This is a genomic window from Roseburia sp. OM02-15 (assembly GCF_003481835.1).
Classification (GTDB): domain Bacteria; phylum Bacillota; class Clostridia; order Lachnospirales; family Lachnospiraceae; genus Eubacterium_I; species Eubacterium_I ramulus_A.
Map to the genome: position 1 here is coordinate 311838 of NZ_QULX01000001.1, position 20870 is coordinate 332707.

The 20870-nt window shown below is 42.0% G+C and carries 20 protein-coding genes and 1 pseudogene; 20 read left to right on the forward strand and 1 reads right to left on the reverse strand.

What is annotated here, in order from left to right:
* Positions 1 to 48 precede the first annotated feature (48 nt).
* The 12 genes and pseudogenes from DXB15_RS01445 (at position 49) to DXB15_RS01500 (ending at position 9533) form a co-directional block, all read left to right on the forward strand.
* Positions 49 to 741: a hypothetical protein gene (locus DXB15_RS01445; RefSeq protein WP_146190188.1), complete on the forward strand. Its 693-nt coding sequence runs from the start codon at positions 49 to 51 to the stop codon at positions 739 to 741.
* 35 nt (positions 742 to 776) lie between these two features.
* Positions 777 to 1256 carry a transcription elongation factor GreA gene (gene greA, locus DXB15_RS01450; RefSeq protein ID WP_109215128.1) on the forward strand — a complete coding sequence of 160 codons (480 nt, stop codon included), beginning with the start codon at positions 777 to 779 and terminating at the stop codon, positions 1254 to 1256.
* Between the two features lie 19 nt (positions 1257 to 1275).
* Positions 1276 to 3225: a lysine--tRNA ligase gene (gene lysS / locus DXB15_RS01455; RefSeq protein WP_118701814.1), complete on the forward strand. Its 1950-nt coding sequence runs from the start codon at positions 1276 to 1278 to the stop codon at positions 3223 to 3225.
* 213 nt (positions 3226 to 3438) lie between these two features.
* Positions 3439 to 3690 (forward strand): hypothetical protein, encoded by a 252-nt coding sequence (locus tag DXB15_RS01460; RefSeq protein ID WP_118701815.1) that lies wholly within the window; start codon positions 3439 to 3441, stop codon positions 3688 to 3690.
* Between the two features lie 73 nt (positions 3691 to 3763).
* Positions 3764 to 4561, forward strand: coding sequence for a prolipoprotein diacylglyceryl transferase (locus DXB15_RS01465; protein ID WP_118701816.1), 798 nt, complete (start codon positions 3764 to 3766; stop codon positions 4559 to 4561).
* Positions 4558 to 4755, forward strand: coding sequence for a hypothetical protein (locus DXB15_RS01470; RefSeq protein WP_118701817.1), 198 nt, complete (start codon positions 4558 to 4560; stop codon positions 4753 to 4755). The genes DXB15_RS01465 and DXB15_RS01470 overlap by 4 nt, the downstream gene beginning before the upstream one ends.
* 219 nt (positions 4756 to 4974) lie before the next feature.
* Positions 4975 to 5121, forward strand: a pseudogene (locus DXB15_RS17650) (helix-turn-helix transcriptional regulator); the annotation flags it as partial.
* Positions 5122 to 5147: 26 nt separating this feature from the next.
* Positions 5148 to 5744, forward strand: coding sequence for a hypothetical protein (locus DXB15_RS01480; RefSeq protein ID WP_118701818.1), 597 nt, complete (start codon positions 5148 to 5150; stop codon positions 5742 to 5744).
* A 230-nt stretch (positions 5745 to 5974) separates the two neighbouring features.
* Entirely contained in the window at positions 5975 to 6691 is a 717-nt protein-coding gene (locus tag DXB15_RS01485; protein ID WP_109215957.1) for a metallophosphoesterase, read from the forward strand.
* 302 nt (positions 6692 to 6993) lie between these two features.
* Entirely contained in the window at positions 6994 to 7536 is a 543-nt protein-coding gene (locus DXB15_RS01490) for a TIGR00730 family Rossman fold protein (protein WP_109215958.1), read from the forward strand.
* A gap of 187 nt (positions 7537 to 7723) precedes the next feature.
* Entirely contained in the window at positions 7724 to 8473 is a 750-nt protein-coding gene (locus DXB15_RS01495; protein WP_118701889.1) for an ATP-binding protein, read from the forward strand.
* A gap of 328 nt (positions 8474 to 8801) precedes the next feature.
* Positions 8802 to 9533: a sulfite exporter TauE/SafE family protein gene (locus tag DXB15_RS01500; RefSeq protein ID WP_118701819.1), complete on the forward strand. Its 732-nt coding sequence runs from the start codon at positions 8802 to 8804 to the stop codon at positions 9531 to 9533.
* 3 nt (positions 9534 to 9536) lie between these two features.
* Here DXB15_RS01500 and DXB15_RS01505 read toward each other — a convergent pair whose 3' ends face one another.
* Positions 9537 to 10553, reverse strand: coding sequence for a magnesium transporter CorA family protein (locus DXB15_RS01505; RefSeq protein ID WP_158582168.1), 1017 nt, complete (start codon positions 10551 to 10553; stop codon positions 9537 to 9539).
* 465 nt (positions 10554 to 11018) lie between these two features.
* Here DXB15_RS01505 and DXB15_RS01510 point away from each other — a divergent pair, with 465 nt between their 5' ends.
* The 8 genes from DXB15_RS01510 (at position 11019) to DXB15_RS01545 (ending at position 20567) form a co-directional block, all read left to right on the forward strand.
* Positions 11019 to 11717, forward strand: a complete 699-nt coding sequence (locus DXB15_RS01510; RefSeq protein ID WP_109216735.1) for a septum site-determining protein MinC — start codon at positions 11019 to 11021, stop codon at positions 11715 to 11717.
* 58 nt (positions 11718 to 11775) lie between these two features.
* On the forward strand, positions 11776 to 12567 hold the full coding sequence (minD, locus tag DXB15_RS01515) for a septum site-determining protein MinD (protein ID WP_109216736.1): 792 nt from the start codon (positions 11776 to 11778) through the stop codon (positions 12565 to 12567).
* 13 nt (positions 12568 to 12580) lie between these two features.
* A complete protein-coding gene (gene minE / locus DXB15_RS01520; RefSeq protein ID WP_109216737.1) occupies positions 12581 to 12868 on the forward strand; it encodes a cell division topological specificity factor MinE in 288 nt (95 codons plus the stop codon).
* A 372-nt stretch (positions 12869 to 13240) separates the two neighbouring features.
* Positions 13241 to 13744 carry a CarD family transcriptional regulator gene (locus DXB15_RS01525; RefSeq protein ID WP_109216738.1) on the forward strand — a complete coding sequence of 168 codons (504 nt, stop codon included), beginning with the start codon at positions 13241 to 13243 and terminating at the stop codon, positions 13742 to 13744.
* A 474-nt stretch (positions 13745 to 14218) separates the two neighbouring features.
* Entirely contained in the window at positions 14219 to 15598 is a 1380-nt protein-coding gene (locus tag DXB15_RS01530) for an MATE family efflux transporter (RefSeq protein WP_118701820.1), read from the forward strand.
* Between the two features lie 326 nt (positions 15599 to 15924).
* Positions 15925 to 18417 carry a transglycosylase domain-containing protein gene (locus tag DXB15_RS01535; RefSeq protein ID WP_118701821.1) on the forward strand — a complete coding sequence of 831 codons (2493 nt, stop codon included), beginning with the start codon at positions 15925 to 15927 and terminating at the stop codon, positions 18415 to 18417.
* 17 nt (positions 18418 to 18434) lie between these two features.
* Positions 18435 to 19739 (forward strand): 3-phosphoshikimate 1-carboxyvinyltransferase, encoded by a 1305-nt coding sequence (aroA, locus tag DXB15_RS01540; RefSeq protein ID WP_118701822.1) that lies wholly within the window; start codon positions 18435 to 18437, stop codon positions 19737 to 19739.
* 228 nt (positions 19740 to 19967) lie between these two features.
* Complete coding sequence (locus DXB15_RS01545) at positions 19968 to 20567, forward strand: DUF6465 family protein (protein WP_118701823.1); 600 nt, start codon at positions 19968 to 19970, stop codon at positions 20565 to 20567.
* Positions 20568 to 20870: the final 303 nt, after the last annotated feature.

The window sequence follows — 20870 nt, forward strand, 5'->3', positions numbered from 1 at the left end:
ACATAAACTGTAAGAAGATCAAAAACAGGAAATGTGGGAAAACAGATTATGGCAGAACAGAACTGTGCAGGAAAAGTCAGCAAAATAAAAAACTTCTTCCGAAAAATGTGGACATACCTTTGCCGTATTTTGAAAAAACGGCATAACGTGCAGGAACAACCAAATGATCCGGAACCGGAAACGACAGAAAATCCATGGATTTTTGCAACCCGCAGTATCATAGAACAGATCCTGTGGCAGAAACAGGATGTGATTCGGGAGGAAAAAGAAGAACTGGGAGGCAGACTGACCAGAAAACAGTTATATCGCGATTTCAAACCGCTGATCATTGACACGGATACGCCGGACCAGGTATTTGGCGAGGACGATGATGTGGATCAGATTTTGCGACAGTTGAGTCCGGGGTTGAATTTTCTGGAAATCTGTACGAACCGACCGGAAGATTTTGTGTCTTTTACCGTCTGGCTGGAGATGGAATACGGTCTCATGACCAGAATTTTTCCACTGGATGCGATGCGGGAGAGCCATGCAAACGTGGTACTTGACCTGGAGCGGCAGGGGATCATGTACACAGACCGTCTGATGCCAAAGGTTTTATATGTTCCTTTTTACAAGCGCCGGTGGAAGATTCATGAAACTGCTGTACAAACTGAGGAAGAGAAGATGCAAAATCTTGACATAGAAGTACCGATTGGTTATAATGTATTGATTGTGAAAGTGGATAAAACTCTTCAAAATTAATGATAAATAAAAAACGATCAGGAGGATCAACAAACATGGATAAGAAAAATCTTTTGACTTACCAGGGATTACAGAAACTGGAGAACGAATTACAGGAATTAAAAGTAGTAAAGAGAAAAGAGATCGCTCAGAAGATTAAAGAAGCGCGTGAGCAGGGTGACTTATCAGAGAACGCTGAGTACGATGCAGCAAAAGATGAGCAGCGTGATATCGAAGCACGTATTGAAGAGATCGAGAAAATCTTAAGACATGCAGAAGTTGTTGTTGAGGATGAGGTAGATCTGGACAAGATCAGCGTTGGCTGTCAGGTACGTATTCTTGACTGCGAGTTTGATGAGGAACTTGAGTATAAGATCGTTGGTTCCACTGAGGCAAACAGCCTGAAAGGCAAGATTTCAAATGAGTCTCCGGTTGGAAAAGCATTACTTGGTGCAAAAGTCGGTGAGATTGTAAATGTAGAGACACAGGCAGGTGTTTTACAGTATAAAGTACTGGAAATCCAGAGATCAAACTAAGAGAAAAGGGAGAATGAAAATGGCTGAACAAAAGAAAGGACAGGACGTAGACGTTAACCAGCTTTTGAAGGTTCGTCGCGAGAAACTGCAGGATCTTCAGGAACGTGGAAAAGATCCGTTTCAGATTACAAAATATGATGTAACACATCACAGCATGGAGATCAAAGACAATTTTGACACATTAGAAGGTCAGACTGTAACGATCGCCGGTCGTATGATGTTCAAACGTGTTATGGGAAAGGCTTCTTTCTGCAACGTACAGGATTTGCAGGGAAGCATTCAGTCTTATGTGGCACGCGATAATATCGGAGAGGAATCCTATGCGGATTTCAAAAAATATGATGTAGGTGATATCCTTGGTATCACAGGTGAAGTATTCAAGACAAAGACAGGAGAGATTTCCATCCATGCTTCTGAGGTAACTCTTCTTTCCAAGAGCTTACAGGTACTTCCGGAGAAATTCCATGGTCTGACAGATACAGATACACGTTATCGTCAGAGATACGTAGACCTGATCATGAACCCGGAAGTAAAAGATACATTCATCAAACGTTCCAAAATCATCAGCAGTATCCGTCGTTATCTGGATGGACAGGGTTTTATGGAAGTTGAGACACCGATGCTGGTATCCAACGCAGGCGGAGCCGCTGCAAGACCGTTTGAGACACATTTTAACGCATTAAACGAAGATCTGAAACTCCGTATCTCTCTGGAGCTCTATCTGAAACGTCTGATCGTAGGCGGTATGGAGCGTGTATACGAGATCGGTCGTGTATTCCGTAACGAGGGACTTGATACCCGTCACAATCCGGAATTCACTCTGATGGAGTTATATCAGGCATATACAGATTACCACGGCATGATGGATCTGACAGAGAACCTGTACCGTCATGTAGCAAAGGAAGTAACCGGATCCGAGATCCTCACATACGGTGAGCACACCATGGATCTGTCTAAACCGTTTGCACGTATCACAATGGTTGATGCTGTAAAACAGTATGCAAATGTAGACTTCAACGAGATTCATTCTACTGAGGAAGCAAAAAAAGTTGCAGACGAGCATCATATCGAATATGAGGAGCGCCATGAGAAAGGTGATATCTTAAATCTCTTCTTCGAGGAGTATGTAGAGGAGCACCTGATCCAGCCGACTTTCATCATGGATCACCCGGTAGAGATTTCTCCGTTAACAAAGAAAAAACCGGAAAATCCGGATTATGTAGAGCGTTTCGAGTTCTTCATGAACGGATGGGAGATGGCAAACGCTTATTCCGAGTTGAATGATCCGATCGATCAGAGAGAGCGTTTCGAGGCACAGGAAAAAGCATTCGCTGCCGGTGATGATGAAGCAAACCACACAGACGAAGACTTCCTGAACGCATTAAGCATCGGTATGCCGCCTACAGGTGGTATCGGATTCGGTATCGACCGTATGGTTATGATGATGACAAACAGCCCGGCAATCCGTGATGTATTACTCTTCCCGACAATGAAGAGTCTGGATTCTGACAAAAAAGCTGCAAAAGCAGGAAACGATGCAGAGGCAGTAACAGCAGGAGACAACAACGGATTCTTCACTGCAAATGAGAAAATTGATTTCTCCAAAGTAGAGATCGAGCCGCTGTTCAAAGAAGAGGTAGATTTCGATACATTCAGCAAATCTGATTTCCGTGCAGTAAAAGTAAAAGCATGCGAAGCTGTAAAGAAATCCAAAAAACTGTTACAGTTTACTCTGGATGACGGGACAGGCACAGACCGCACAATCTTAAGTGGTATTCATGCTTACTATGAGCCGGAAGAACTGGTTGGCAAGACACTGATCGCTATCACAAACCTGCCGCCAAGAGCCATGATGGGAATTGATTCCTGTGGTATGTTATTATCCGCAATCCATGAGGAAGAGGGAGAGGAGAAACTTCACCTTCTGATGGTTGATAATCATATTCCGGCCGGTGCAAAACTGTACTAAAAATGAGATAGATATTATTTCTTATAGCATAAAAAAATGAATGGGTAGTCCCTTGATGGGATTGCCCATTTTGCGTAAAACGCATATTTTATTATCAAGAATAAAGTTTTTTGATTAAAAATTTATAGAAATTTTATAAATAGATTGACAAAATAATAAATTATTGCGATAATTACAGAAAAACAAAAGATAAGAAAACAGGAGGAAGTTGTAATGGCTGTAGCATCATTAGTACTTGGTATTATTTCAATTATCATTGGCGCTGTTTCCGGAGGATTAGTTGGTTGGTTAGGCGCTATTTTAGCAATTATTGGTATTGTTTTAGGAGCGATTGGAAGAAAAAATCCGGAGCATAAAGGTATCGCTACCGGTGGTTTAGTTTGCTCTATCATTGGTTTAGTACTTAGCCTTATCTTATATATCGCTTGCATAGGTTGCACTGCTGGTCTTGCTAGTTTGTACTAGTCTATAAGTTTGGAAAAGTTAAGAATGGGGTTTCCGCATTATGCGGAAGCCTTTTTTATATTCAGGAGGAAACATGCACGTATATTTACATTTATTTGGTTTGACAATTCCGTCCTATGGTTTGTTGATCGCATCTGGGGTTGTAATAGGGAATATCATTGCTTTTTTTGTGTTGAAGCATGAAAAACTGGATTTTAATGACTGGATGATATTAGAGGCTTACTGTATTTTAGGCGGCTTCCTGGGAGCAAAGCTATTGTATCTTCTGGTCTCTTATAAAAGCATCGACTGGTCGCGGATTACAGATTTCCAATATTTTAATGCCTTAATGTTGAGCGGATTTGTATTTTATGGAGGATTGATCTTTGGATTGATCTTCGTATTTCTGGCAGGAAAAATTCACAAGATCCCGGCAGGGATATATGTTCGGAAATTTATATTTCTTATACCATTTATGCATAGTTTTGGAAGAGTGGGATGCTTTATGGCAGGATGCTGTTATGGAATCCCATATGATGGAATTGGAGCGGTCGTTTTTCCGGAAGGTTCTTATGCAATTCCGGGCATAAAATTATTCCCGGTTCAGTTGGTAGAATCAGCTTGCTTAATGATCATTGCATTTGCTATTTTATATTTGCAGATAAAGAAGCAGTGGTATTATACTGTTGAAACCTATTTGATCTTGTATGCTATTTTGCGGTTTTGCTTGGAAAATCTGAGGTACGATGCTGAGAGAGGATATTATGCAGGACTGTCAACATCGCAATGGATCAGTATTGGTTTTCTGGTGGCAGCAATGGTGTCTGTGGTGTGGCAGAAAAAAAGAAAAAATCAGAGATTTAAAAATACGATTCTGGAGGAAAAGAAATGAGTGGACAGGTATTGTATGGCGTAAATGACGATACTGCCATCGACGTATTTGTGTCAGATGAAAGTCCGGTTACCATGCGTGTAGTTGGAATCGGTTTTGACACGGATATCTCAGAAGCAGAAGATGAAAAATCTGATTGCGTATTTGGAGAGAATGCGCTTATAATTAGGAATATAATAAAATTGTTGCAATAACATTTTCGTATCAGTTATGAAGACGACCAGCTCTAAGCAGAAACCATGAAGGATATTATTGTGATGTCGACCTTTCTGCCAAAATAGAGATAGCGGAGGTGAGCAAACGTTATGAATAACTATATAGAACATAATAACACAATTGCATTTCGTCCAGGATATTATATAAATGAGCTTATTGATGAAAGTGGTGTTACCTAGGAAAATTTTGCAAAAAGACTTGATATAACTCCAAAGAATTTGAGTTCGCTGATTCGTGGAGAGCAAAGTTTATCAATTGAGATAGCTATGAAGCTGTCAAGGATGGTAGGAACAACGGTAAGTTATTGGTTAAATTTGCAGAATAAGAACAACCAATACCGTTGAATAAAAACTGATGAGGAATTTGGGATATGGAAGAAAAAGACAGAGAAATATTAAGAGAGGCGGCTTCAGAGCAGGGATATACAAGTATTGCCATTAATAAAGATGGAAAACACGTGGGTGGATGTTTTATTCCGTGGAAGTTGACTTCTAGTGCGATCAATATGAAAACTCCGCGGGTAACATTGGCCGTGGAAGATTTGCAGGATGAAGCTATTATGGCAGATGTGAAAAAATGCAAAGTGCTTGGATGCTATATTATGATTCCGCTAGAAGATTACAGTTTTGTGCAGCAGTTTCATGAGCTTTGCGATTTGTTTATTTTGTATGGCAAAAATATCAGTGACTTATCTTTTGTTCAGGATATGCCGAACTTATTTCTATTTTATCTGGAGGATGCAAAACTGACAGACATTCGTCCGTTGATTGATAATTGCAGACGGAGCAATTCGCTTCCAGGAAAAAGGTTTGGTTTTTATCATTGTGAGATTCAGGATACCAGCGCGATGAAGGATGCAGATTTTATGATTTCTGAATTACTGATCTGGCCGCCGGAAGGACAGACAGACATGAAAGAACGCTGGTTAAATGGACGGCATATCAGTGGATTTAGGATTTATGATTAGCAACGATAGCATGAGTCCTTTTATCTCAGTCGAGAAGACTCCCACTTCTGCAAGTGGTGAGTAAAAACAAGTCTTTCTCAGTGGGAGTACAATCTCCGACTGAGATAAACGCTCCGCGTGGATGTGCAGTGATTCTGAAAAGAATATGTCAGCTTTCGCTGACCAGAATCATGCACCAAGTCTCACGTGCGTTCGACTTGAATTTACGGTTGAAAAAATGAGGTGTGACAATGAAAGTTTTGGTAATTCCCGATGTTCATTTAAAACCATATATGTTTCAACATGCCGCTGCACTCATGCATCAGAAGATTGCAGATCGCGTAGTCTGTCTGATGGATCTGGCAGATGACTGGGGAAAGGAATACGATGTTTCCCTGTATGAAGAAACATATGATGAAGCAATTAAGTTTGCGATAAAGTTTCCTGATACGGCATGGTGTTTTGGAAATCATGACCTGAGTTATTATTGGAATCAGTTAGAAACCGGATACAGCAGCATGGCATCCTATACCGTTCAGAAAAAATTACTTGATCTGCGTTCGGCTGTTCCGGAAAATAATCCGATCCAGTATGTGCAAAGAATTGATAATGTGCTTTTTTCTCATGCAGGTGTGTTGAATGACTTTGTGGAAGGATATGTCCCGAAAGCAAAATACGATGATGTGGATGCGGTTGTAGGGGAGATTAATAAACTGGGGCGAACGGAGATGTGGAACGATGCATCACCGATCTGGCTCAGACCGCAACATTCGAAAATGAAATTGTATAAGCCGCGTAAATTGCTTCAGGTTGTAGGGCATACGCCTGTGGAGGGAATCAGCAGAGCCGGAAATCTGATTTCCTGTGATGTATTTTCCACGCGTAGTGATGGAAGTCCGATAGGCACAGAAGAATACTTGCTGTTGAATACATTGACGTGGGAATTTTGTGGAATAAGGACAACGTGATGTCGTTACGCAAAAGCTGAGAGCGTAATTTTAGGCTTTTCATAGAGCTTTATTGGTGCTACAATGAAAAAGGATGATTCGTTCGAGAAGAGGGCTTCTGCTTGCAGTTGCCTAATCCACGACACTTTTTTCAATAGCGTAGGCTTAGCGGTGCATTTCGTGTGATTGCGGATTGTCCGAAAAAGTGCGCAGCCGGAAACGGCTGCGTATTTTTTAGTTTGACAGGAAAGTTTGTGGGAGTTCATGATAAATTATTTGAGAATGATTGTAGAGTATTTCATGAATCAGGAGGAAAGATACATATGAAAATAGCTGTTTACTGTGCATCTGAATTTGGCAAAGAGGAACTTTATACAGAAGCTGCAAGAGAACTGGGACAGTGGATCGGAGCATCTAAACATACACTGGTATATGGCGGTGGTGAATCCGGTCTGATGGGAATCGTCGCAAAAGAAGTACACGATGCTGGTTGTGAAGTGATCGGCGTTGTTCCGGGAAATGTTGCTTTTATTAAAAATCGTCCACAGCCTTATGTGACAAAATTAATTTTTACAGAGGATATGAGTGAGCGGAAGCGGAAAATGCTGGAGCTGGCGGATGTGTTTATTGCACTTCCGGGTGGTATTGGTACGTTGGATGAAATATCGGAAACGATTACGTTGACGAAGATCGGAGTATTCCATAAGCCGAGTATTTTGTTTAATCGCAATGGATTTTATGAGCCGTTGAAGCAGATGTTTCAGACGATGGAAGATGCGGGATTTTTGGCGGAAGATAAAATGAAACATGTATTATTTTCGGATGATTTGAAGGAAATGGAAGGCTTTTTGCGGGAATGGCTATAAAAATAAGCTGTGATGATTACAAATTTTTGCAATAAAAAATATTTCGTGGTTAAAACCACAGATTTTTCTCTAAAACCACTGTATGCTAAGTACATCTTACAAAAGAGAACAACAATAAGGTACAAAAGATATGTTTTTTAAATTGAAAAAACGAAAAAATACAAATAAAAAAGCGAGGAACAAACTTATGGTAAGAAGAATTATTCATATTGATGAAGAAAAATGTAACGGGTGCGGCGCATGTGCAAATGCCTGTCATGAGAGTGCCATTGGCATGGTAAACGGAAAAGCAAAACTGCTTCGTGACGATTACTGCGACGGTCTTGGTGATTGTCTGCCAGCCTGTCCGACCAATGCGATCACATTTGTTGAGCGTGAAGCAGCAGCGTACGATGAGGCAGCTGTTCTGGCAAACAAAGCAAAAAAAGATGCAGAGAACGCGAAATCAGCAGGAACTTCCGCACCGGCACATGCACCGATGGCTGGCGGATGCCCGGGCACACGGATGCGTATGCTGAACCAACGTCTGGAAGAGACTGGGGAGAGCGCACCGGCTGCACCGCAGCAGAGTGTTTCCCGTCTGGGACAGTGGCCGTGCCAGATCAAGCTGGTTGCTCCGAATGCACCGTATTTCAATGGTGCAAAATTACTGATCGCAGCAGATTGTACCGCTTATGCATATGCCCGCATGCATGAAGATTTCATGAAAGGCAAAGTAACTCTGATCGGCTGTCCGAAACTGGATGATATTGATTATAGCGAAAAGCTGACAACGATTATTTCCAATAATGATATTCAGAGCGTTACGATTGTACGTATGGAAGTTCCGTGCTGTGGTGGTCTGGAGTCTGCAGCAAAGAAGGCATTACAGGCAAGCGGTAAATTTATTCCATGGCAGGTAGTGACCATCTCCATTGATGGAAATATTTTGGATTAATCAGTAAGAGAATATCAGGTGTGAGCTGATTTTCATCTCAGTCTGAGTTGAGACTCCCACTTCTGCAAGTGGTGAGTAGCAAAAATATATATATTAAAAATAACTGAAAAAGAAAAACACGCAAAAATGACTTATATTGTCACGTTTGCGTGTTTTTTGGATAAAAAACTGGATAAATTCGATCATAAGTGATACTGTGAATTTACAAAAATCAGCTGATCTTTCGTAATACACAATAAAAATAAGATTCTGTAATTGTTTGTCAAAAATCTGGTATAGAGCAAGAGGTATTATAGAATCATACACGTAAATAAGGAGAAGAAAACTTATGATTTGGTTTATCATTGCAACACTGGTTGCATTTTTTATCAAGGGGCTATGCGGCTTTGCGAACACCCTGATTTTTAACGGGATTTTAAGCTACACGGCAAACAATATTAATATTTCACCGTTAGAAGTAGTGTTGGGGTATCCGAGCAATATTATTTTAGTCTGGAAAGAACGGAAATCGTTGAACTGGAAAATCTGGCTTCCACTAACCGCTTTGGTCGTGGCGGGCAGCATTCCGGGAATCTTTTTGTTGAAACACACAGATGCTGGTCTGTTGAAAGTGATTTTTGGCATCGCAGTTATTATCATTGGCATTGAAATGCTGTTTCGGGAAATGAAAAGCAGCAAAAGTAGCAACAAAAAGTCCGGCGGTTCCAAATTTGTATTGGTACTGATTGGAATTATTTCCGGTCTGCTTTGCGGTCTGTATGGTGTAGGTGCACTGCTGGCGGCTTATGTGAGCAGAGTGGCGGAAAACAGTCATGAATTCAAGGCAAATATCTGTGTGGTATTTGTGGTGGAAAATACGATCCGTATTATTTTGTATGCAGCGACTGGAATCCTGACACTTGCAGTGCTTAAGCAGGTCGTGATCCTGATTCCGTTTATGCTGGCAGCAGTATTTCTTGGAATGAAGAGCAGTTCGGTTTTGAATGAGAAAGTCATTAAGAAGATTGTGATTGTGTTACTGATTCTTTCCGGAATCGTGCTGATCATCAATAATCTGTAACTTTTATATAATCTTACGTTTTTTCAAAATCCAGAACTCCACGGCGATCACGCCGAGACTGATGGCGATTAACAACGGATAGCCATAACGGGCTTCCAGCTCCGGCATATGGGTAAAATTCATGCCATACCAGCCGGTGATGACGGTGAGCGGGAAAAAGACAGAAGTCAGAACCGTCATCAGCTGCATGGTTTTATTCTGTTTGTGATCGGATTGCGCCTGTTCAAAATCCCGCAGGGTCTGGCAGTAATCAATCGATTGCTGTGCCACCTGCTGGAGACGGCAGGCGCGGTCGCCGATGAGCTGAAGCAGCTGCAGCCGTTCCGGGTCGAAATAATTTCGGACGTTGCCCTGCAGTTGTCCAGCCATATCGTCAATCTGTTCATAATAATTGCGCAGGCGGGTTAACTCCCGCCTGTTTTTTAATAACCGGGGCATCAGGTCGTGGATATTGCCCCGCATGGCATTTTCTTCCAGCAAAAACAGTTTGCGTTCATAAGATTCTAACAGTTCCATATCATCCGTCAGAAATTCCGAGAAAAATCCATACAAAAATAGTTCCGGAGACATTTCCTGGCTTTCGTAACGGTGAATCATCGTTTCAATAATGCGGTCAGGTACAGAATCATCCGATACAAATACCATACAGGCTTCATTCATATAAAACGTAAAGCAGAGTGGCGATTCTAACAGTCGTTTGCGGTCGGGAATACACATGCTTCCGGAGATGTAATGGGGATAGATCTCTGCTTTGCAGCTGCGGATGATGGTGTTTTCCAGACCAGCGTAGGATGGAAAATGCAGGGATGCTTTTTGCTGTTCCCATTGTGCCGGGGAGAGTGTCAGCACGGTTTCTATGCAAGTGGAATCGTTTGAAGTTGAATCTGAAGATGATGTATTATGTCGAATAGAGTCTGTCAGGTCAGAGTCGTGTTGAATGGGATTCTGCCTTGACAAGTTTAAATCCGGTTTAAAATCAAGTTCTATTTTTCTTAGTCGCTGATGTAGTGTGTAATACATAAATAACTCCTTTTCAAGTCGAACGCACGTGAGACTTGGTGCGTGATTCTGGTCAGTGCAAGCTGACATCTTCTTTTCAGAATCACTGCACATCCTCGCGGAGCATTTATCTCAGTCGGAGATTGAACTCCCACTGAGAAATACTTGTTACTACTCACCACTTGCAGAAGTGGGAGTCTCAACTCAGACTGAGATGAATTGTTTTGCTAAATTTTGTTATGGAACAGAAACGATTATTTTCCATAGTGAGTGCATATCTTTGCAGTATGTTTGTCGTAGTGGGAGCTAAATGTAGACTGAGGGAAAGATTCCTCTTGGTTAGAATATCCGAAAATCTCAGATTTTATCAGTGGATTCCGGCAAAAACCATTGCATATTTATCCAGATTCGGTATAATTAAAGAATGGTTTACTGTGCGGAAGAACCGTGCATTGAAAACCTGTCTGATGAATTTGGAGGAAATACATGTCACAAGCAGTAGTCATAAAAAGTAACAAATATGGAATCAATCTGATCCTGGACAAAGACATGCCGTTTCAGGAGCTGTTGACTGCAATTAAGGAGAAATTTCAGGAATCCGAGAAGTTTTTCAAAAATGCGAAAATGGCGATTTCTTTTGAGGGACGTACACTCACTCAGGAAGAAGAATATCAGATCATAGAGACCATTACAGAGAATACAAGTATATCGATCATCTGTATTGTGGATAATGATGAGACGCATGCGGATCTGGTAAAACAGCAGATTGAAGCCTATTACGATTCGGTATCCGGCAGAGAAGGCGAATTTTACCGCGGAACACTTCGTTCCGGACAGGTGCTGGAGAGCGTATCCAGTGTCGTGATCGTCGGTGATGTCAATCCGGGTGCGAAGATTATCTCACAGGGCAATATCATAGTGCTTGGAGCTTTGAAGGGCAATGCCTATGCGGGAGCCGCAGGAGACAGCAATTGTTTCATCGTGGCACTTGAGATGGATCCGATTCAGATTCAGATCGGAGATATACTGGCAAAGAGCCCGGACAAAAAGATGAAACCGATGCGCAGACTGCGTCGGAAAGAGAAGAATCCGGTAATTCCGGAGGCACAGATCGCTGTTGCAAAGGGCGGCAATATTTACATAGAGCCGATCACACGTGCAAGTTTGAACGATTATACCAAATAAGAAATGATGCCCGTTTTTGCAGGCGGGAAACAAGTAAAAGTATGGAGGACTGGATGCAATGAGTGAAGTAATTGTTATTACATCAGGAAAAGGTGGTGTTGGTAAGACAACCACTACCGCAAATGTGGGTACAGGACTTGCCCAGCTGAACAAAAAAGTCGTACTGATCGATACCGATATCGGACTTCGTAACCTGGATGTGGTTATGGGACTTGAGAACCGTATCGTATACAACCTGGTAGATGTTGTAGAAGGAAACTGCAAGATCAAACAGGCACTGATCAAGGATAAAAAATATCCGGAATTATACCTGCTTCCGTCTGCACAGACGAGAGACAAGACATCCGTTACTCCGGAGCAGATGAAAAAACTGACCGATGAGCTGCGTGAGGAGTTTGATTACATCCTTCTTGACTGTCCGGCTGGTATCGAGCAGGGATTTAAAAATGCGATCGCAGGTGCTGACAGAGCGATTGTTGTAACAACACCTGAGGTATCTGCAATTCGTGATGCTGACCGTATCATCGGACTTCTTGAGGCAAATGAGCTTCAGAAGACTGAGCTGATCGTAAACCGTCTGCGTATGGATATGGTAAAACGTGGCGACATGATGTCTGTAGATGATGTATGTGATATCCTTGCAATTCCGTTGCTTGGTGCAGTTCCGGATGATGAGCATATCGTTATCTCCACCAATCAGGGTGAGCCGCTGGTAGGAAGCGACTGTCTGGCAGGACAGGCTTATTCCAATATCTGCAGAAGAATCCTTGGTGAGACAGTGGAATTTTTAAATCTGGAAGAAAAACAGACCGTGTTTGACAAGCTGAAAAACTTGTTCAAGAAGAACTAGGAGGGCTTTTACTATGGGATTTATGGATTTTTTCAAAAGAAAAAGTTCCGGGGATGTAGCAAAAGACCGCCTGAAGTTGTTACTTGTATCAGATCGTGCTAATTGTTCACCGGATGTGATGGAGCTGATCAAAAACGATATCATCAAGGTGATTTCCAAATATATGGAAATTGATGCGGAAGGATTAGATATCCAGATTACACAGACCGAATCCGACACAGGAAACGGAACCGTTCCGGCATTGTATGCAAATATCCCGATTCGTGATATGCATCATTCGCCGAAAAAAGAAGAAAAATAATGACTGGAAAAAGGAACTCTGGTTATCAGGGTTCTTTTTTATTATAGGAAAATTCAGATAACTATATTGAAAAATTATGGTAATCCATCATGAAACAAGCCCGCCTACAGAGAATAATACATACTTTATTGTCTATGTTGCGTAAAGAATTACAGAAACGTTGTGCAAAACTAATAAAAACGAATCGACTGATTATTGTAAAAAGTCACAAAATTTTTGAAAATATATACAATTCACTGACTTCTTTTGCGAAAGTGTGGTATACTATATATAACAATTGTTGAAAAAAGAGAAATGGCTAACAATTTATTTCCACACACAAGTTATAAAATGGAAGTTTCCATTTAAAATGAGAAGAAAGGAGCGTTGTGTATGTTTGAAAAAGGGGAATATGTCGTTTATGGAAGTAAGGGTGTCTGCAAGATTCAGGATATTTCGCACGTAGATATTCCCGGTGTTGACAGAAATCGTCTTTTCTATATTATGCATCCGGTGCAGAATAGTGAGCAGACGGTCTATCTGCCGATTGACAGTAACAAGGTAATGATCCGTAAAGTAATGACTCCGGAGGAGGCAAAGCGTCTGATTCAGGATATTCCAAGCATTGAGGTTTTGGAAGTACCGAATGAGAAGCAGCGCGAAGCCAGCTATAAAGCCGCTCTGCATGAGTGCAGCGGCCGTTCCTGGATCAGCATTTTAAAAACACTGCACCAGAGAAAGGACGAGCGTCTGGCAGCGGGCAAGAAGGTGACAGCATTGGATGAGCGGTATATGCGTGTGGCTGAGCAGGAGCTGTACGGGGAATTGTCCGTGGTACTTGGAATAGAAAAAGAAAATATGCATGATTATATTCAGGAGCATATTGCATCCGCTTAAATGCATTTTCAAATTCGAGAGTTAGAGAGGATGCTATTATAGTAGTGATGATCTTAATGATACTTATTATTATAATAAAAGAGATACAAGTTATATAGAGCAGAGAAATGTCAAGATAAAGTCGAAGTTTGGCTTTATCTTCTTTTATTTTACGAATTGCGCGTGTGAACTGTAACACTGTAACTATTTTACTAGCCAGTTTACACATCATCTTACATAGTATGCGAACGGAAACTTTTCTTTATAAATAAAAGGTGCTATACTATCTAAGATAGTGCCCTGAAATCTGTCAGATATGAGGAAGAAACTTATGTCTGTGCTAAAATGGTTTTGCGCCGACCGGAACGGAGTGTAGAGTGCAGTGATTCTGAAAAGAAGATGTCAGCTTGCGCTGACCAGAATCACGCACCAAGTCTCACGTGCGTTCGACTTGAATATGGGCAGAATAGAAGTATCAAAGGAGTACATAAATTAATGGGACAGAAAACAAAAGAGAGCTTTTTTACAAAAGACAAAACATTTTACCGTACGTTGTTTCCGCTTTTGATTACTGTTGCGTTACAGAATATTGTGGCATACAGTGTCAATATGGCAGACAACATTATGCTGGGTAGTTACAGCCAGAATGCATTGTCCGGCGCAGCGACGGTCAACCAGATTTTCTTTATGGTGCAGCAGATCACTCTTGGAATCGGAGAGGGATTTGTCGTGTTGGGTGCCCAATACTGGGGACAGCAGCGTATGCAGCCAATTCGGAAACTGACTGGTATCGCGTTAAAACTGGGACTGATCTGTGGAATTATTACCATTTTGATCTGCACCTTCCTGTCACATCAGGTGGTATCTATTTTTACCAATGATCCAGAAATCATTGCAGAGGGTGTATCTTACCTTGGTATCATCAAGTATACTTTCCTGCTGTTTATTATTACAAACGTGCTGATGGCGGCGCTGCGTTGTGTGGAAACTGTAAAGATTTCGTTCTATATCTCAATTGTTTCCCTGATCGTAAACGTTGGCATTAACTATGTATTGATCTTCGGACGTTTTGGCGCACCGGAGCTTGGAATCCGCGGTGCAGCCATCGGAACACTGATCGCACGTATTGTTGAGCTGGCAATTGTTGTGATCTACATGCTGAAAGTCGATAAAAAATTAAAATTGTTCAGCGAAAACTTTATGAAATTTGATGCAGCACTGCGTCAGGATTATACAAAGGTAGAGATTCCGGTTATGTTATCTCAGGTGCTGTGGGCGATCTCCGTACCGTTCCAGACCGCGATCCTTGGACATCTTTCTTCTGATGCGATCGCTGCAAACTCCGTAGCTACTACCTTTTATCAGTATTTGAAGGTAATCGTTGTAGCAATGTCATCTTCCTCAGCAGTTATGATCGGCTCTGCCGTTGGACGTGGAGATATGAAACGAATCAAATCGGATGCACGTACACTGGCAGTCATCGATGTGCTGATCGGTGCGGCATTGGGACTGGCGCTGTTTTTACTGAGAAAACCGCTGCTGACACTGTACAACTTGAATGATTCTGCACTGGTGATGGCAGATCAGCTGATCATCGTTATGAGTTTTATTATGGTGGGAATGTCCTATCAGATGCCGGTAAGTATGGGAATCATCCGTGGCGGCGGAGATACAAAATTTACAATGATGATGAACATGATCAGTACCTGGGCAATCGTTATTCCGTTGTCCTTCATGAGTGCGTTCTGGTGGCACTGGTCTGTTGTCGGCGTTGTTATTATGATCCAGTCCGATCAGGTATTTAAGGGATTGCCGGCGTTCCTCCATTTCCGCAGTTATAAGTGGGTGAAGAAGCTGACGCGTGAAGACGCATAAAAAGAGATAAGATAAAATAAGTTTTCCTATGATTTTAAAAGTAAAATCACGATATCTTAAGAAACGCCAGTGAAAATGTATGATATAATGAGCGCAAGAGAGTCAACATGCTTGCATGATTGACGACCGGCGAATGTTGATCATAAGCCGGTTTTGCTTATGATATAATGAGCGCAAGAGAGCCATAGGGAGCTTGATCACTTTTGGCGAACGGCGAAGTGATTGAGTGATGAAATCACGAAATAATGAGCAAAATCATATTAGCATGCTTGTAATACGAGACACATTTTTACGAAGTACTGAAAATCCCCGAAAGGAGTTAATGTATGGCAACGAAGAAAAAGAAAATAAAATCACATGTGAAATATGTCAAGCAGCAGCAAAAGAAGAATCCGGTTTCGGAAGAAAAGTATCAGAAGCGACTGAGAGTAGCCCGGAAAAAAGACAACATGCGCCGGTTGAAAAATTTTTTCATTATTCTGGCAGTTTTGGTCCTGGCACTGTTTATCGGTGGAAATGTGATGCTGAAGAAGGCAACCGGACAGACACTGTTTGGCTGCATGAAAGAGGCAAAGGAACTGGTAGATGAGAGTACACCGGAGACGTTCCGTCTGGCACAGACTTCTTATATTTACAGCGATGACGGCACTCAGCTGGCGGCTTTGTCAGAAGATGTGGATGCCACTTATCTGGAATACGATCAGATTCCGGCAGATGTAGTCAATGCATTTGTGGCAGTTGAGGATCGTACTTTCTGGAAGAACAGTGGTGTGGATTTCAAGGGAATTGTCCGTGTCTGTTTAAATTACGTCAAGTCAAGAGGACAGGTGGCAGAAGGTGCAAGTACGATCACGCAGCAGCTGGCGCGTGGTACGTTCCTTTCCAACGAAAAGACATTATCCCGTAAGATCAAAGAGATTTTTATTGCATGGGAACTGAACAAAAAATACAGTAAAGAGCAGATTATGGAGTTTTACTGCAACAGCTGTTGTTTTGCAAATGGTATTTACGGCGTGGAAGATGCGTCTCAGAAATATTTTGGACGGTCTGTCAATGATCTGTCCCTGTCCGAGACAGCATATCTGTGTGCGATTCCAAACAGACCGGAATACTATAATCCACTGAGAAACAGTGAAAATGCGATTGCCAGAAGAAATAAGATTCTGGAAGATATGTATGAGTGTGGTTATATTACAAAAGAAGATGGCGAATCTGCTTTAGGAGAGAATATTTCTGTAGCATCAGTCAGTGATGAAGATGACAACTTCTATAATTATGAAGTAACTTATGCAATTAACTGTGCAGTACGTTATCTGATGAAGCTGGATGGGTTTGAATTCCAGTATCATTTTGATGACGATGAGGATTATAAAACATACACCAATTATTATGACGAAGCATATAAGCAGGCAAAACATAAATTGTATACAGGCGGTTATAAGGTAACTACCACCATGAATCTGGATGCGCAGAAGGGCTTGCAGAAAGTTCTGAATGAACAGCTGGAAAGTGATGATGAGGTGGATGAATCCACAGGCATTTATGCACTGCAGGGTGCTATGACAGTCATTGACAACGAAACCGGAAAAGTAGTAGCAATCATCGGTGGACGTTCTCAGGATGCCATTCAGCAGACCTATTCTCTGAACCGTGGTTTCCAGAGTTATATGCAGCCGGGAAGTTCTTTTAAACCGCTGGCAGTTTATACACCGGCGTTGGAGGAAGGCTACACAGCAAATTCTACATTGACAGAGATTGATGTATCCAGTGCAAAGAAATCTACTTCAGCAGAAATTAAGAAAATGGGTGGAACGAAATACAGTTTACGCCGGGCAGTAGAGCAGAGTTACAATGGATGTGCGTACTCTCTGTTTAATGAGATTACACCAAAGGTCGGACTTTCCTATGTAGAGGATATGAATTTCTCCAGAATTGTAGTATCGGATGATTATAATTTGAGTGCTGCTCTGGGTGGTCTGACAAACGGTGTCAATACCGTTGAGATGGCAAATGCATACTATACTCTGGAGAATCATGGTGAGTATACACAGACAGATTGTATTTCTTCTATTCTGAATTCCAATGGTGACGAGATTTATGAAGATCCAACCAGCAAAAGTGTATACAGCCAGTCTGCAGCAGATCAGATGACAGACATTCTGACTGGTGTGTTAAAGCGTGGTACTGCGGAAGATTTGAACTGGGACAGCGCTTCTGATGTTGAAGCAGCAGGAAAAACAGGTACAACAAATAAAAACAAAGTCGGATGGTTCTGTGGCTATACACCGTATTATACGATTTCTGTTTATGTAGCATATGACGATCAGCGTGCAACGAAGAGAATCTGGGGACATTCTTATCCGGAAAAAGTTTGGAAAGAAGCGATGCTTTTCATGACAGAAGGTCTGGATGCAAAAGATTTTGATCTGGACACAAGGCATTCATCCGGCAGCAAGGATCAGGTTTATGATTTTGATGACTCCGATTCCAGTGCACCGGCGGAGAACGACACAACAAATCAGGCTGATCAGACGCAGGATAATACAAATCAAGGCGATCAGAATAATAACAACAATACAGGTATTGATGGAAATATTCCTTCTGAGACGGATGGTATCAATGGAGGCAATATTCCGGATTCTTCCGATTCCAATACCGGAGATAATACGGGCGGCAATACAGGCGGCAATACAGGCGATACTTCCGGTGACAATAAAGGAGATAGTTCTGGTGACAATACGGGTGGAAGTACCGGCGATACTACTGGCGGTTCCACAACAAATGACGGCAATACAACCGGTACAGACGCGAATCAGTAAATTGGATGGAGAAGGAAATGGCAGATAGTTATAGGGTAAGATCATTAAAAAAACCGGCGCAGTGGACGGTAGAGGTTCCGGGGTCTAAAAGTATTACAAACCGTGCATTATTACTGTCAGCACTTTGCAAAGGTCATGTGTATCTGCATGGTGTGTTGTTCAGTGATGATTCCAGACATTTTTTGAGTTCCCTGCAGTCACTGGGATATGATGTACGGATCGATGAAGGACAACATACCGTTGAACTGGAAGGATGCGGAGGTGTCCTTCCGGTGCAGGCTGGTTCCATTCATGTGGGAAGTGCGGGAACCGCAGCACGTTTTCTGACGGCAATGCTGGGCGTATCGGAAGGAACCTTTGTGATCAACGCATCGGAACAGATGCAGAAACGTCCGATGCAGCCGCTTTTTGAGGCACTGATCAGTCTTGGTGCATCCGCGGAATGGCTGGGAGAGGCATGGCATCTTCCGGTGCGCATCACGGGAGCAGGAGCGCAGATACGGAGTCTGGAGCAGGAAGCGGTGCTGAATCTGGATATCAGCACAAGTACACAGTTTTTAAGTGCATTTTTGCTGATCGCGCCGATGTTTCCACACGGCATACGAATCCATATTACCAGCGAGAAAAAGGATGGTTCCTACATTCGTATTACGAGGAAGATGATGCAGGAATTTGGTGTGGAAGCAGGATTTGACGGCTGCGATTATACAGTAGCACCATTTGATGGTTATCAGAAAACAGAGTATCAGATCGAACCGGACGTATCCGGGGCATGTTACTTTTATGCGGCAGCAGCTATGAGCGGCGGCAGTGCAAAAGTAAAGCATGTACACTGGGACAGCATGCAGGGAGATATGAAATTCCTGAAGCTATTAGAGCAGATGGGATGCAGTCTGACAGAAGAAGCAGATGGAATCCGTCTGACAGGTCCAGTGGATGGATTAAAAGGTCTGGAAGTGAATATGAACGATTTTTCCGATCAGGCATTGACGTTGGCGGCAATCGCGCCATATGCTTCATCTTCGGTAAAAATCACACATGTGGGACATATCCGCGGGCAGGAATGTGATCGGCTGCATGCAATCGTAACGAATCTGAGAAATGCCGGAATCACCTGTGAAGAAGGGGATGACTGGGTGTGCATCCATCCGGGTAAGCCACAGCCTTGCAAGATTGAAACCTTTGAGGATCACCGGGTAGCCATGGCATTTGCTGTGATGGGACTTGGTGCAGAAGGTATTGAGATTTTAAATCCGGGATGCTGTAAAAAAACATTTGAAAACTTCTTTGAGGTGCTAGATGGCTTGTTGAATAAGCAGTAATATAGATGTCCTTGTTATAATATGTATGACATTTGAGTGGTGATCTGAAAAAAGATAGTAAATTGTTAATTTGTTGACAGAATCTGGGAATGGGTGTACAATTCAAAACGATATAAGAAGAAATAGTTCTAAATAATATCGACAGAAATCCAAAATCAGGTATTATGAATTGGCATTGGTCAGCAATCGTGCAGACATGCCGAAAATGTCAGAGGGAGGACAATTATCATGGCAAGAAGAAAGACATCAAATGTACATACAACAAAGGCAACAACTACAGCAGCTCAGAAAGTTGAGGCAACAAAAGCAGTTGTAGAGGAGAAAGCTGTAGAAGTAAAAGAAGCTGTAAAAGAGACAGCAACAAAAGCAGAAGAAGCAGCGAAAGAAACTGTAGAGAAAGCAGCAGAGAAAGCTACTGAGGCAGCAGCAGAAGTAAAAGAGACTGCAGAGAAAGCAGTAGAAAAAGCGGCTGAGACTGTTGAGAAAACTGCAGAAGCAGCAAAAACAACTGCAAAGAAGACAGCTACAAAAGCAAAAGCTGCTACAACGAAAAAAGCTACAGCAGCAAAGAAAACAGTAAAAGCAAAAGCGGATGCTGTAAAAACAGAGACTAAGAAAAGAGTAACAAGAAAACCGACCAAGAAGATCGTATTACAGTATCTTGGTAAAGAGTTTGATGAGGCTGAATTAACAGAGCGTGCAATTGCACAGTTCAATTCTGTAGAGGGTGGCGTAGCAGTAAAAACAATTACTATGTATCTGAAACCGGAAGAGGATGCAGCTTATTATGTAATCAATGACCAGTATACTGGTCGCGTAGATTTCTAATATCTAGTTTCGGGTAATTGCGTGGTTTAAAATGTAAGTTATAAAAAGGGACTCTGCTATTTTTTCTTGTCCGCTAACAATCGCTGGACAAGAAAAAATAGCCAGAGTCCCTTTCTTTTTGTCTGTGAGTTTAAACCACACTGCTTACCCTTACGTTGTGACACGAAGTGCAGGGTGGCGCAAAAATTTACCAATTCATATCACTGTGTAAATTAAGAACGTCTATATTTTTTCTCGAGGAGCGATTGTTAGCGACTGAGACAAAATACAGACGTTCTTTTATTAAAAGTAAATTTGGTAAAT